The 12,943-nt window shown below is 67.3% G+C and carries 14 protein-coding genes; 1 reads left to right on the top strand and 13 read right to left on the bottom strand.

Annotated elements, in window-relative coordinates; translation table 11 throughout:
- Position 1 precedes the first annotated feature (1 nt).
- Genes E7V67_004345 through E7V67_004285 form a run of 13 tightly spaced genes read right to left on the bottom strand, consistent with a single transcriptional unit; the run spans position 2 to position 11,579 of the window.
- A complete protein-coding gene (locus E7V67_004345; protein WUR14340.1) occupies positions 2–379 on the bottom strand; it encodes an ester cyclase in 378 nt (125 codons plus the stop codon).
- A complete protein-coding gene (locus tag E7V67_004340; protein ID WUR14339.1) occupies positions 376–1,293 on the bottom strand; it encodes a transglutaminase domain-containing protein in 918 nt (305 codons plus the stop codon). The genes E7V67_004345 and E7V67_004340 overlap by 4 nt, the downstream gene beginning before the upstream one ends.
- The gene (locus E7V67_004335) at positions 1,274–2,977 is read right to left on the bottom strand and encodes a non-ribosomal peptide synthetase (protein WUR14338.1); all 1,704 of its coding nucleotides are present in this window, start codon (positions 2,975–2,977) and stop codon (positions 1,274–1,276) included. Before E7V67_004335 ends, E7V67_004340 begins: the two co-directional genes overlap by 20 nt.
- Before the next feature lie 10 nt (positions 2,978–2,987).
- On the bottom strand, positions 2,988–4,361 hold the full coding sequence (locus E7V67_004330) for an MATE family efflux transporter (GenBank protein ID WUR14337.1): 1,374 nt from the start codon (positions 4,359–4,361) through the stop codon (positions 2,988–2,990).
- Positions 4,358–5,107 carry an SDR family NAD(P)-dependent oxidoreductase gene (locus E7V67_004325; GenBank protein ID WUR14336.1) on the bottom strand — a complete coding sequence of 250 codons (750 nt, stop codon included), beginning with the start codon at positions 5,105–5,107 and terminating at the stop codon, positions 4,358–4,360. The genes E7V67_004330 and E7V67_004325 overlap by 4 nt, the downstream gene beginning before the upstream one ends.
- Positions 5,104–5,835 (bottom strand): 3-oxoacyl-ACP reductase FabG, encoded by a 732-nt coding sequence (fabG, locus tag E7V67_004320; protein WUR14335.1) that lies wholly within the window; start codon positions 5,833–5,835, stop codon positions 5,104–5,106. The genes E7V67_004325 and fabG overlap by 4 nt, the downstream gene beginning before the upstream one ends.
- The gene (locus tag E7V67_004315; GenBank protein ID WUR14334.1) at positions 5,832–6,248 is read right to left on the bottom strand and encodes a hypothetical protein; all 417 of its coding nucleotides are present in this window, start codon (positions 6,246–6,248) and stop codon (positions 5,832–5,834) included. Before E7V67_004315 ends, fabG begins: the two co-directional genes overlap by 4 nt.
- Positions 6,235–7,425, bottom strand: a complete 1,191-nt coding sequence (locus E7V67_004310) for a beta-ketoacyl-ACP synthase (GenBank protein WUR14333.1) — start codon at positions 7,423–7,425, stop codon at positions 6,235–6,237. The genes E7V67_004315 and E7V67_004310 overlap by 14 nt, the downstream gene beginning before the upstream one ends.
- Complete coding sequence (locus tag E7V67_004305; GenBank protein WUR14332.1) at positions 7,422–8,954, bottom strand: aromatic amino acid ammonia-lyase; 1,533 nt, start codon at positions 8,952–8,954, stop codon at positions 7,422–7,424. The genes E7V67_004310 and E7V67_004305 overlap by 4 nt, the downstream gene beginning before the upstream one ends.
- Positions 8,955–8,958: 4 nt before the next feature.
- Positions 8,959–9,291 (bottom strand): hypothetical protein, encoded by a 333-nt coding sequence (locus E7V67_004300; GenBank protein WUR14331.1) that lies wholly within the window; start codon positions 9,289–9,291, stop codon positions 8,959–8,961.
- On the bottom strand, positions 9,284–10,582 hold the full coding sequence (locus E7V67_004295; protein WUR14330.1) for a class I adenylate-forming enzyme family protein: 1,299 nt from the start codon (positions 10,580–10,582) through the stop codon (positions 9,284–9,286). The genes E7V67_004300 and E7V67_004295 overlap by 8 nt, the downstream gene beginning before the upstream one ends.
- A complete protein-coding gene (locus tag E7V67_004290; GenBank protein WUR14329.1) occupies positions 10,582–10,839 on the bottom strand; it encodes an acyl carrier protein in 258 nt (85 codons plus the stop codon). Before E7V67_004290 ends, E7V67_004295 begins: the two co-directional genes overlap by 1 nt.
- A gap of 2 nt (positions 10,840–10,841) precedes the next feature.
- Positions 10,842–11,579 carry a beta-ketoacyl synthase chain length factor gene (locus E7V67_004285; GenBank protein ID WUR14328.1) on the bottom strand — a complete coding sequence of 246 codons (738 nt, stop codon included), beginning with the start codon at positions 11,577–11,579 and terminating at the stop codon, positions 10,842–10,844.
- 144 nt (positions 11,580–11,723) lie between these two features.
- Between E7V67_004285 and E7V67_004280 the strand changes: the two genes are divergently transcribed.
- Positions 11,724–12,872, top strand: a complete 1,149-nt coding sequence (locus E7V67_004280) for an FAD-dependent oxidoreductase (GenBank protein ID WUR14327.1) — start codon at positions 11,724–11,726, stop codon at positions 12,870–12,872.
- Positions 12,873–12,943: the final 71 nt, after the last annotated feature.

Here is a 12,943-nt window from a genome sequence, read left to right as displayed (position 1 = left end):
CTCAACGGTCCCAGGTCGTCCGGTACTGGTCGTCATCGACCATGAACCACAGTTCCTGCACCTTGTTGCCGACAAAGCGCTTTTCCACCATCAGCTGGATGTGGCGCCGCACACCGGTCTCCTTGTCGGTCACGCTGCGCGTCAGCCGCGCGAACGTGCGGTCGCCGCTGGCGAAAACCGATTCGATCCTGGTCTCGATATCCGTATGGGCGGCGACGAAGTCGCACATCGACGCCTTCAGCGACTGGATGCTCAGGTCCTTGCCGTTGAAGTGGCAGATCGCGTCGTCGTGGTAGTGACTGTCGACGGCCGGGCAGTTGCCGGTGTCGAACACGTCGGTGTACAGCGAGCGCACGATGGCAATCATTTGGTCGTTCATTGCGTGTTCCATATTCCATCCTTTACCAGAGTTACACTGCATCCCGTGTAGGGGCTGCGCCGCAACACGCGGCGCGGTATCGCAAAAAACGGCAGTCGGCCGTTCACGTACAACAAGTCGCGCCAGTCGCCCTCCAGCATCAGCGCGGCCAGCGCGTCGAAGGCCGCCAGGTCCAGATGGCGCGAGCGCAGGAAGCGCGCCGACGGTGCGGCGAAGTCCCAGGGCATCATTTCCACGTGATTCAGGCAGGCCAGGTCCTGCAGCATCTTCAGTGCCACATTGCCGGCACCGGCGCGCTTGCGGTTCTCGACCGAGGCGCCAAAGCCGGCAAAATCGGCCTGCCCGGTGCGGCACGCCTGCCACACCTGGGCAATCGGCAACGACAGCTCGGGCGCGACATCGCGCAGGTCGATCCGCACGGTGTTGCCGAGCGCTTCGAGTACCGGACGGTTCATCGACGCATCGCCACGCAACCAGCGCCCGCGGCCGTCGTCCCAGTACTCCACCAGCGTCTGTTCGTGCGCGAAATCCGGATAGAAGTAACTGCAGTAGGCATAGCGCAGGCGTGCCGGCACGCCGCGCTGGCGCAGCATCGCGCAGGCCAGCTTGGAGATGTTCAGGCAGTTGCCGACCACCTTGTCCTGCAATGGAATCGGCCTGCGCAGGTCGTCCACGCCGCGCCCGGCCACGCGCCCCAGCAACTCGCGCACGGTATAGATATCGAGTTCGACGAGGCGTTCATGGCCGATCCGCTCGCTGTTCAGGCCCGCGTGGTGTTCCACCACGTTGCGGGCCGCCGCGAACACCTGCTCGACGTCGTTCCCGGCGCTGTCGAGCAGGCCTGCATACGGTCCCGGGTCGGTGTTGGCGCTTTGGCGCAGGTAGAAGGCCTGTTCAGATGCAGCAGCGGTCACGGAGCAATTCCTCAATCCCGGCCAGCGAGGCCGCTTCGTAGATATCGAGCAGGTCCAGGTCGGCGCCAAAGCGCTCGTTCAGGCCGGCCTGCAGTCCCAGCATGCTGACGGAGTCGAAGCCGAGCGCGAACAGCTTGGCCCGGCGGTCCTGGATGCGTACGCCGAGCAGTTGCTCGGCCAGTGCGACCAGCGGATCGGCCGCGGCGGCGGCATCGTCGCCCGCTACCGGTGCTGCCGAAATCAGCGCCTCGGCGCGCGCGCGCAGCGCGGCGGCATCGGTCTTGCCGTTGGCGTTGAGCGCCCACTCGGCCAGGTTGACGATGCGCTTGGGCCGCTCCCACGCGCTCAGCACGGCGTCGATCCGCGCGTCGGCCACCGTTACCCGGTCGGGACCGCCGTCGGCGCATGCCAGCACCAGCCCGCCCAATGCAGCGTGGCACCAGGCGATCACCCGCGGCGCCAGGCCGGCCTCGATGCAGCGCTGCGCGATCCCGTTCAGGTCGACGCGGTGGCCATTGAGCTTCACCTGGGCGTCCTGGCGGCCGATGAAGTAGTAAGTGCCGGCGCTGTCGCGGCGCACCTGGTCGCCGGTGTCGTAGAAGCGTCCGCCGACGGCCTGCGGATGGTCCAGAAAGGCCTCGTTGCCGGTTGTGCCCACGTAGCCGGCCGCGAGTCCCGCGCCGCCGACCAGCAGGCGCCCGCTGGCCGGGCCGGACAGCAGCTCGCCGCTGTCGTCACGCAGCACGCATTGCACGCCGCGCACCGGGCGGCCGATCGGCACCACGCCGGGTGCGCCGTCCAGCACCGCCACGTCGAGCCGGGCCACGGTGGTGAACACCGTGTTCTCGGTTGGACCGTAGCCGTTGTACAGGGCGACCTGCGGAGCCAGCGCGAGAAAGCGTCGCGCCGCGTGCCAGTCGACCTTGTCGCCGCCCACCAGCAGCGTGCGCAGCCCGGCCAGGCCGGCGCACTGCCCGGCCAGCACCATCGCCTGGAACAGGCCGGCGGTCAGCCACAGCACGGAGATGCCCTCGCGGCGCACCGCCGCCGCCAGCGCGCTGGCGGCCAGCACCTCGTTCTTGTCGAGCACGACGAGCGTGTTGCCGTTGAGCAGAGGCGTGAAGATCTCGAAAGTCGATGCGTCGAACGACAGCGGCGAATAGGTCGCGAACACGTCCTCCGGCCGCAGCGTGAAGAAGTCCGGCGCGTGCAGCAGGTTGCGGACCGACGCGGCGCGTACCATGACCGCCTTCGGCCGGCCGGTCGAACCGGAAGTAAACATCAGCGACATCACGCCGTCGAACCTGGCGGGGTCTGGCCGCGCGGTGGACGCCACGGCGGGCGCCAGCTGGCGCAGCGACGGCACGCCGCTGTCCAGGTCGAGCTGCTCGACCAGCGTGTCGCAGGCGACGCTGCCGAGCATCTGGTCGCGCACGGCCGGCGCGGTGCCGGCGTCGATCGGCAGGAACGTCTTGCCCGCCTTCAGGCACGCCAGCATCAGGACCACCGCCTGGGGCCGCGCCAGCTCGAACGCGACCAGCGGCCCGCAGGCCTGGCGTTCCAGCTCACCGGCGCAGCGCAGCACCCGCTGCGCCAGTTCGGCATAGCTGAGGCGCAGCGTGGCTGTCACCAGCGCGGCACGTGCGGGAGAGGCGGCGCACGCTTGGGCAAACAACTCGAACATGCGGGCTCCCTCAGACGTTCGAGTACAGGCCCAGGCGGGCACCGGACCGGCTGGCGTTGCGGTTCAATACGGCCAGAGCCAGCAGCGCGGTCAGGATGTCCGACAGCGGGAACGCGTACCAGATACCGGGCTCGCCGATCGCCGCCGGCATCAGCAGCAGCAGCGGCACGATGATCAGGTAGTTCTTGGCCGTCGACAGCAGGATCGCGTATTTCGGCTTGCCGATCGCCTGGAAGTAGCTGCCGATGATCATCGCCGCGCCGAACAGCACGAAGCCGGCCACCACGATCCGCGTCAACCGCGCCACCTGGGCCGCCATTGCCGCGTCGTCGACGAAGCCGGCACCGAGCGCGCCAGCGGCCAGCACGAACAGCAGCGTGACCGTGGCGCAGTAGGCCACGGCGATTTTCAGGCCGACGCTGACTGTGGCGTCCACGCGGGCCTTGATACCGGCGCCGAAGTTATTGCCCAGGATCGTCTGGAAGGCGACGTTCAGGCCGATCAACGGCATGATGGCCAGCGTCATCAGGCGCGTCACGATGCCATAGGCGCCCACCAGCGTCGGATAGTCGACCCAGGCCCAGTTCTTCAGGGCGTAATTGACCATCCCGACCTGGATCGCGACACCGACGTGCGACAGGCTCATCGGCACGCCCAGGGGCAGCATTTCGGCCGCATGGCGCTTCAGCACCGTCAGGCCGCCGAAGTGCAGGCGTAGGCTGGATTTGCCGCGCAGGCGGAACAGCACGATGGCGCTCAGCGAGGCGGACTGCGACAGTACCGTCGCCAGCGCGGCCGCCGCCACGCCCTGGTGCAGGCGGACGATCAGCACATAGTCGAGCAGCACGTTGAGCAGTGCCGAGGCCAGCATGCAGCTGCTCATGAACTGGATCTTGCCCTCCGAACGCAGGGCGTCGGTATTGACGACCAGCAGCCCCAGGATCGGCGCGCAGTACACCAGCAGCGAGATGTAACTGGTCGCCAGTGCGTTCACGTGCGGCAGGTCGCCGCAGATGCGGGCGATCAGCGCGTCGCCGCCCAGCGCGAAACCGAGATTGACCAGCGCCATGATGATCAGCACCAGGACCAGCGCGCTGGTGAAGGCCTGCGAGGCGCCGGCGATGTCGCGCGCGCCGAAACGGCGTGCCAGCACGGATGCCATGCCGCTGGCGACCAGCGTCGCCATGGCGAACAGGGCCAATTGCAGCGGGAACACCAGCGTCACGGCCGCGAGGGCCTGCTTGTCGACGTAGTTGCCGAGGAACCAGGCATTGATCACGTTGTACAGGCCGTTGATCAACAGCACCACCACGATGGGCAGGCCGGTTTGCAGGTAGAGCCGGCCGATCGGCTTGCTCAGGAATGGATTGGCGGGAGCGTTCACAATGGCTGGTCCTTGAGGTACTGTTGGCTGATGGCGTCGAAGCGCGCCTGGATGCGGGCCGGGATGAGGCGCAGCAGTTTCATGACGATGCCGGCTTCGCCGATGCGGATCTGGCTGGCGTTGGCGGCCAGCTCGCGCACGATCTGCTCGGCGGCCGCGCGCGGCGCCAGCTTGTTCAGGCCGGCGATGCGGATGGCGCTGGTCATGCTGGTGTCGAGCATCGGCAGCACGACTTCGACCACCCGCAGGCCACGCGCGCTGCCGGCCGCGCGCAAGCCCTTGCTGAACGCGGACAGGAAAGCCTTGCTGCCGGAATAGACGGGGCAGAAGCCGGCCGGCGCGTAAGCCAGCACCGACGACATGTTGACCACGACGGGGTTACGCGAACGCGCCAGGTCGTCATTGAACACGCGCAGCAGGTTCAGCGGCCCGGTGATGTTGGTGGCGACGATCGTCTCGCTCGCGGCATGTGCGGCAGGCTTGAACACGTCGCCGCTGTCGAATACGCCGGCATTGTTGATCAACACATCGACCACGACCTGGCGCTGCGCCAGGGCCTCGCGCAGGCGCAGCAGGCTATCGAGATCGGCCACGTCGGCGGTGAATTGTTCGAAGCGCTGGCCGGGCGTCGCCGCGCCGGGCGTGCGCCCGAACACGATCACCCGGTTGTCCTGCGCCAGCAGTTGGGCCAGTTCCAGGCCCAGCCCGGCGGTACCGCCGGATATCAAGATGGTACGTTCCTTCATCCTATGCCTCCATCGATGCGTATTGATTGTTTGGTGATGTAGCCGGCCGCTTCGCCGCACAGGAAACCGGCCAGCGCGGCCACTTCGTCCGGCTGGCCGAGCCGACGCAGCGGCACCCGCTCCGCCAGCGCCTCCAGGTCGGCCGCGCCCAGCATGTCGGTCGCGATATAGCCCGGCAGGAGGCAGTTGACGGTGATGCGGCGGCGCGCCAGCTCCACCGCCAGGGCGCGCGCGGCAGCCTCCATGCCCGCCTTGCTGGCGGAATAGTTGGCCTGGCCAGGCACACCGACCGACGAGGACAGCGAGGACACGCCGAGAATGCGGCCACCGTCGCGCAGGCGCAGCATCGGTTGCACCAGGGGCTGGACCACGTTGAAGAAGCCGCTCAGGTTGACGTCCAGCACGCGCTGCCAGTCCGTGCGCGCCATGCCGGCAAAGACGGCGTCGGCGCGCATGCCGGCGTTCGCCACGACACCCCAGAATGCGCCGTGGCGCTCGATATGCTCGTCCAGCACCGCGCGGGTGGCGTCGCCGTCGCTGACGTCGAAGCACAGCAGGTCACGCTGACGCTCGCCCCCGATCAGGCCGAGCGTAGCGAGCGCGCCCTGCTGGTCGCTGCCGTAGTGGCACACCACATGGAAACCGTCGGCGGCCAGCCGCACGGCGATCGCGCGGCCGATGCCGCGGCTGGCGCCGGTCACCAGTATCTTGCGCACGGGATTACTCATGCCTGCCCTCCTGCATCGTGTTCCTTGGTATAGAGCGTGACCGACGCCACCTCCTGGCCGCCCTGCCACAAGCGGCATGCGCTGACGGCGTGGCCGCCGTCCGCATGCAGCAGTTCGCTGCTGACGGTCAGGCCCAGCGCCGGATCGAGCCACTCGCGCTGGCAGCGCAGCGCCTTGAACGAGGTGATCACACCGGGCCGGGACGCGCCGGCTCGGCGCGCGCGCAGGTTGTGGGCCGCCGCGACGCCCTGCGCCATGTATTCGAGACCGACCCAGGCCGGCAGTCCGGCCGGCAGCAGGAACGGGTTGTCGGCCCGGATCGTGGCGTACGCGCTGCCATCGTCGGCGATCCGGTCGATCAGGCGCATCGCGCCGCCATGCGGCAGATATGGTGCCGCGTCATGCATGGCCATGGGCGCTCCTGCCGATCACCAGGCAGACATTGCTGCCACCGAAAGCGAACGAAGTCGAGGCGAACACCGTGCGCTCGCTGTGCTGGCCCGGCCGGGCCAGCGCGATCGGGGCCAGGTCGGCGTCGCGCGGGTAGTCGCCATGTTGCGGAATCACCGGCACGGTGCCATGGCCGCGCTCGAGCATCGTGGCGCAAGCCACCAGCTCCAGCGCCGAGGCGGCGCCCAGCGTATGGCCGGTCAGGTTCTTGGTCGAGCTGCATGCCACGCCGGCGCCGAACACGCGGTGGACGGCGGCCGCCTCGACCTCGTCGTTCTGCACGGTCGCGGTGCCATGCAGGTTCAGGTAGCCCACCTCGGCCGGCGCGACATTGGCGCTGGCCAGCGCGCGGCGGATGGCCAGTTCGGCGCCGCGTCCCTCGGGGTCGGGTGCCGAGATATGGTGACCATCGGAACTTTCGCCGGCCCCCATCAATTGCAGCGGCGCGGGGTCGGCGCTCAGTACCAGCACTGCCGCTGCCTCGCCGAGGTTGATGCCGTTGCGCGCCTGCCCGAACGGCTGGCACATGCCGTCGGCGATCGAGGCCAGGCAATCGAAGCCGTTCAGCGTCGACAGCGAATGGCTGTCCGCGCCGCCCACGATGACGGCGTCGAGCTGGCCGCTGCGGATCAGGCGCAGCCCCATCGCGATGGCCTTGCCGGACGAGGTGCAGGCGGTGCTGACCGTCACGGTCGGACCGGTAGCGCCCGCGTAGGCGGCCGCCATCGCCGCGACACTGTCCATCAGCTCGATGTCGTGACGGTAGCCGGGCGGCGGCGTGCCGCCTGCCTCGGCCGCGCGGGCCCGGTCGGCTTCCTGGAATCCTGCCGTGCACGACCCCATGATGACGCCGACCCGGTCGGCGCCATGGCGTTCGACGGCTGCATGAATGGCGCCGGCCGCCTGCTCCAGTGCCGCATGCAGCAGCGTGTTGGTGCGGCTGGCGAAGCGTGCCAGCCGCGCCGGCAGCGGCGGCAATGCCTGGGCGACCACGCCGATAGTGGCGCGGCGTCCGCTCCACAGCGGCGCCGACTCGACGAAACCGTCCTGCCTGCCGCTCAGCAGGCTGGCGTACAGGGCATCTTGCCCGACGCCGGCCGCGCTGGCCACGCCCATGCCGTGGATGTAGCAATGCCTCATGCCGGCAGGGTCCAGCGTTGGTCGCGGATGTGTGCGACGAAGCGGCGCAGGTCCGGTTCCAGCGGACGGTCCTCGCCCACCAGGGCGAAGTCCGCTTCGACGGTCTCGACGAAACCGTGCGCGTCCAGGCCGATCGGCAGGCTGATGCCCGGCTCGACCTGGCGCCGCACGGCGATGGCCTGGGTGGTGGCCAGCACCATCGCAGCCTGCACCTGCTCCACCAGTTCGATCACCCGGATGCAGCTGCGCGCGGCGATCGTGCCCATGCTGACCTTGTCCTGGTTGTGGCATTCGGTCGAGCGCGAGAACACGCTGGCCGGCATGCAGTTGTGCAGCGCTTCCGCGGTCCACGCCGACACGCCGATCTGCACGGCCTTGAAGCCGTGGTTGATCGATGCCCGGCTCGGGTCCGGCAGCGACAGGTTCGACGTCATGCCGTTGTTGTAGCGTGTGTCCACCAGCAGCGCCAGTTGGCGGTCCATCAGGTCGGCCAGGTTGCCCACCTGGGTCTTGAGCGTATCCATCACGTGCGCGATGTGGCCGCCGTAGAAGTGGCCGCCATGGAGCAGCTTTTCCTTGTCCGGATCGAGCAGCGGGTTGTCGTTTGCACTGTTGAGCTCGTTCTCGATGACGGCGCGGAAGTGCTCCATGCTGTCTTCCAGCACACCGATCACATGGGGCGCGCAACGGATCGAGTAGCGGTCCTGCAAGCGCTCGGCCTGATTTTGCTGCGGCATCAAGTCGGCGCGGATCAGCGCGGCGATGCGCTGCAGGCCCGGGTGCGGCTTGGCCTTGAACAGATCTTCGTCGAAGTGGTGCAGGTTGCTCTTCAGGGCGATCGCGGCCAGTGCCGTGGTGCGCGTGCACAACCGGCTCAGATATTGCGCGCGCTTGAAGGCCAGGCAGGCCAGCGCCGTCATCACCGCCGTGCCGTTCATCATCGCCAGCCCTTCCTTGGGGCGCAGGCGCAATGGGGTCAGCCCGCATTCGGCCAGCGCCTCGGCGCTCGGGCGTACCTGGCCGCGGAAGTACACGTCGCGCTCGCCGATCATCGCCGCCGCCACGTAGGACAACGGGGTCAGGTCGCCGCTGGCGCCCACGGAACCCTCTTGCGGGATCAGTGGAATGATGTCGTGCTCGAGCATACTGGCAAGCTGCTGCAGCAGCGCCGGCGTCACGCCGGAATAGCCGCGCGACAGCGATGCCAGGCGCGCCGCCATGATGGCCCGCGAGGTTTCCAGGTCGAAGTGCTCGCCCAGGCCGCAGCCGTGGAAGCGCAACAGGTTGACGGGCAGCTGCTCGATCAGGTCGCGCGACACTTGGCGCGTCACCGAGTCGCCATAGCCGGTGGTGACGCCATAAATCTCGCCCTCGGTTTCCAGCAGGCGGTCGAGGAAATCGGCGCCTTTCTTGATGCGTTGCTGGAACGCGGCATCGGTCGACAATGCCAGGCTTACGCGCTGCTGGCTGAGGTCGACGATATCTTCGATCGTCAGGCGCTGCTGCGAAATCGTTAAAGTTTTTTTCATGATGCTAGAGTCCTCCGCCGGCGTCGGCCAGCTCGAAAGTAATGCGTGAACACAACTGCTCCGACCGGTACAGCGCCGCTTCGACGGCGCCGTCCTGCCCGAGTTTCCACGTCAAAAAGATGGTGTCGCCAGGTGCGATCACCGCATAAAACCGGGCTGCCAGCGGCCGTGCGCTGCGCCCCAGATCGGCGGCGTAGGGCGCCAACCGCGCCAGGCATGCGCCGATCTGTGCTATGGCGGGCGTTATCGGGTTGCCCTCGAAGTGGCCGTCGTAATACGGCGCGTCCGGCGCGAAGTGCAACGCTTCTCCCGGCAGGGTTACGGCACGCTCACTCATGCATCAGTTCCAGCATGGTCGAGCGGGACAGCTTGCCCATGGCATCGAGCACCGCCTCGTGCACCACCTTCCACTTGCGCGGTATGAACATGCGCTCGACCTGGCCTTGCAGCGCGGCCTTGGCGACCTGTTCGATGCGTGCGAACTGGCTTTCCGGCACGGCCGCGTCGACCACCACGACCGCCGCCAGGCGCTTGCGCATGGGTTCGTCGTACACCAGCAGGCGCGCGGTGCGGATCGCCGGCGACGTGGCGCGGATCAGGCTGGCGAGGTGGCCCAGCGAGATGCGTTTCTCCTCGATCTTGACGATATCGTCGGCCCGGCCCAGCACGCGAAAACTGCCGTCGGCATGCAGCTCGATCAAGTCGTCGCGCTCGACCCAGCCCGTTTCGGCGCAATAGCGCGACCACAGCCACAGCCGGCCATCGGCACCGGCCCGCACCTCGGTACCGGGCAGCGTCCATAGATGCTGTCCGGCCCGGGCGCGGCGGTAGCCGATACCACCCGTCTCGCTGCTGCCGTAGATTTCGAAGCACGGCGCGCCAAATACTTGTTGGACGAGCAGTTCCTCGTCCGGCAGCAAGGCACCGCCCGACGAGAACACCAGGGCCGCACCGCCAAGCGGCTCCTGCTCCGTCAGGCGGCGCAGGAATGCCGGGCTGCTGACCAGCACATAACTGTCCAGCTCCGCCAGTTCGGCCGGCGAGCGGATGGTGCTGGCAAGGAACGGGTAGCCGGACTGGAATGGCAGCAGTATCCGGAACAGCAGGCCATACAGGTGGTAATGCGGCACGGTGGCGGCAAGCAGTCGCGGCGGCGCCCCCAGAAACAGGCTCTGCAGGTCGCTTACCTCGGCCATCAGGCCGGCCACCGTCTTGACGACTTTTTTCGGCTCGCCGGTCGACCCGGAGGTGTACAGCAGGACCGCTCCGGCTGGATCGAGCTGGCCATGCCACGCCGCGCCTTGCGACTCCAGCAGAGTGACGTCGCTGCTGCCGTAACGCAGGCGCAGCACATCGTCGGCATCGTCGATCACGCTGCCATACTGGTCCCGATAGCGCGCAGCCACGGCTGGCAGGGCATTCGGCAGCAGTACTACCTGGCGGCCCGCCGCCAGGCAAGCCAGCAGGGCGACATAGAAGCGGTAACTGCACTGGCAGTTGAGCAGGATGGCGCCGGGCGCCGCGGGCAGGGCCGCCATGACGCCGGCGATGGCCCTGCCAGCCTGCTCGCGATGGATCGTGCGTCCATCGTCGAACCGCGCGACCAGTTCCTGGTTCAGCGTTGCCACTATGCGGCTTCCGCCATGCGTGACTCGACCATTTCACGCAGTTGCCGCAGGTTGCGGAATACGCCGGCCTTGTCGTCGGTCTTCAATTTCAGGTCGATCTTGAATTCCTTTTTGATGGCGATGACGATCTCCAGCACGTCGATCGAATCGAGTTCCAGCCGGCCGTCGAAAAAATCTTCGTCATCGGTAATCGGCCCGCCGTCGATCTGGATCGCCGCCTGCAGCGCTTTTTGAATCCTTTGCTCAATATCGGACATATTTACTCCCATTCATGGATGACTTGGTTGGCAGCCGGCCCGGCCAGCTCGAGCAAGGCTGAAATCTGGGCGGCCGCGGTTGGCGAAGAGAACTGCTGCGCCGGTGTGAACGCCCCCGCTTCGCCGGGCAGGGCGCGGCGCAAACCGCACGAAACGACGTAGTCATGCGGCCAGCCGGCAAATTCGGCATGAAAGCGCGGCGGAATATCGCCGTCGTAAAACACCGCCAGTACGCGGCGTGCCTCGGGCTGGTCAAACAGGAATGCCTGCGCATCCATCAAGGCATTGCGTACCACGAAAGTGCCGGCCGAAATCGAACTGCTGGGACGGCGCGAGCCGAGCAGGATGGACAGCTGGCCGGCCAGCGCGTTCTGTACCGAATAGGAAAAATTGGAAGGCGACAGTTCTTCGCGTGCGACATTGCAGCGGTTGTTTTCTTCGATGCTGGCCAGCTCACCAAAACGGGAACAAAACACCGAATAATCGAACTGTCCCACGTCGTGGTGGGTGAGCAGGTGGCGCAGGACCTTCCGGCTCAAACTGCTGAGACGTTTGGATTTCTGTAATTGCGCGGCGATACCTGCGCTGTCCGGGCGGGGCTGGCGCGGAAAAGCGCAACCGAAACGCTCGGCGGCATTGCTGGTCGCGCTGATATACAGCTTGTCGATAACCAGCTGGCCACTGTCGAGCGGAGCCGTCGCCTCAGGTTGCGGGCGCAGCGCTTCAATCCCTGCTTGCATTTTAGCTTCCCTAGTAATAATTATCTTTTTCGCAACCAGGAGTTTGGGGGCAAATGCCGAGCTATCGAAGCTGTAGAAAATTACAGGTTTATAATCTGGTGTTTTCCCGTTAATACTGGCGGGTTTTTCAAGGCGGGATTGAAAATGAGGATCGTGATTATTGGCGCTGGCATTGCCGGCCTGGCCAGCGCCATTGCGCTGACCCGCGCCGGACACCGCGTCGCTGTGTACGAGCGCAATCCGGACCCTTATGGCGCCGGCGGCGGCATGGTGCTGTGGCCCAATGCCGCCTTCGTCCTGGATGAGCTGGGACTGCTGCCGGCGGTGGCCGCCGTTGGCGGGGTGCCGGGTGCGATGCGCCGGCTGGACCGCGCCGGACGGCTCCTGCAGTCGCTGGACATCGGCCAGCTGGACCGGGAGATGGGATATCGCAGCCATGCCGTGCTGCGGCGCGACCTGATGCGCATTCTGGCCGACTGGCTGGCACGGCACGGCGTCGTGGTCCATTACGGCGTGGCCGGCATGACGCTGCGCGGCGACGACACGGGTGCCTGGCTGGAGCGTGCCGACGGCGGCACCATCACCGCGGACCTGCTGGTCGGCGCGGACGGCCGCAAGCACTCGATCTCCCGGCACTTCGTGCTGGGCGAGAACCAGCCGCGCTATCAGGGTTTCGTCAACTGGGTCGGTGCGGTGGAGCTGGAACGGGACCTGGTGGACGAGCCGGGCGTGCAGGATTTCTGGGGGATAGGCGAGCGTTTCGGCGCGGTTGCCATCGGCCCGCGCAAGCTCTACTGGGCCGCCGCCGCGGCGGCGCCGGACCTGCAACGGTTGCCCGCCTTCGACGCGTTGTACGAACGCTTCGCCGACTGGCCGGCGCCGATTCCGACGCTGCTGCGCGCGACGCCGCGTGAAAAGGTCAGCCTGATTGCGGTGCACGACGTCGATCCTGTGCCGTGCTGGCACCGCGCCAATGTGCTGATGCTGGGCGACGCGGCCCATGCCTCGCTGCCGACTTCCGGCCAGGGCGCGGCCCAGGCGCTGGAAGACGCGTGGCATCTGCCGCGCTGCCTGGCGGCGCACGACGGCATCGACGCGGCGCTGGCCGCGTTTACCGCTCTACGCGCACCCAAGACGCAGGCGCAGGCGTTGGGGGCGCGGCAGTTCGCCGCGGACCTGTTCATCACGGACGAAGAGCAATGCCGGCGGCGCGATGCGCGTGCGGCCGGGACGCCGACGGCGGCACTGGTCAGTGGGATGGCGCGGGGCTGGGGGAGCGGCTTGCCGCTGTAGCCGCTGGCCTTTGAACCCCAGGTGTCAGGCACCTATCTCGGGGCCGTGCGGCCCCGAGATAGGTGCCTGAC

Source organism: [Empedobacter] haloabium (genome assembly GCA_008011715.2).
GTDB classification, from domain to species: Bacteria; Pseudomonadota; Gammaproteobacteria; order Burkholderiales; family Burkholderiaceae_D; genus Rugamonas; species Rugamonas haloabia.
The sequence above is the reverse complement of the archived record's forward strand: the minus strand, read 5'-3'. Positions and strand labels throughout refer to the sequence as shown.